The sequence below is a fragment of the Nitrosomonas supralitoralis genome, from assembly GCF_003011925.2.
Taxonomy (GTDB): Bacteria; Pseudomonadota; Gammaproteobacteria; order Burkholderiales; family Nitrosomonadaceae; genus Nitrosomonas; species Nitrosomonas supralitoralis.
The window spans coordinates 1-487 of the sequence record NZ_PXXU01000196.1; the positions used below are offsets into that span (position 1 = coordinate 1).

Below are 487 nucleotides of genomic sequence, written 5' to 3' on the forward strand. Positions count from 1 at the left end.
CTCGTGGTATGGGTTACCGAATTGATAGCCAATAATTGATCATTGGTTTTCATAAATAATTCCTCCTTAAAGTTTAAGGTAGGAACTGCATGGATACGCTCTGAAGTTCTATTACTCAAGACTCGTCTTTCCTCATGCATGAGTAAAACGAGTTGCGGTATCTGGCAGTCCTGCCATCCTGGGGTATTTGCCCTTTAGATCAGTGACTTTGCGTCCCCTGCTTTCGCAGAGTTTGCCTTTTTCAAATTGCGACAATAGATTGTGTTTGTCGCTACCGTAGGATAATGTACATTTGACTCCTCCTTTTAGTTTCGTTAAAAGGCAGGAACCGCGTGGATACGCTCTGAAGTTTTATTGCTAGAGACTCGTTTATCCTCTTGTGTGAGTAAAACGAGTTGCGTTACCTGGCGGTCCTGCCATCCTGGGGCATCTGCCCTTTAGATCAGTGACTTTGCGTCCCCTGCTTTCGCAGAGTTTGCCTTTTACA

Annotated in this window: 2 riboswitches. The window is 44.6% G+C overall.

The window, feature by feature from the left end:
* Nucleotides 1–160: 160 nt before the first annotated feature.
* Nucleotides 161–247: riboswitch (cyclic di-GMP riboswitch) on the reverse strand.
* Nucleotides 248–403: 156 nt separating this feature from the next.
* Nucleotides 404–487, reverse strand: a riboswitch (cyclic di-GMP riboswitch). This riboswitch is flagged as partial in the annotation.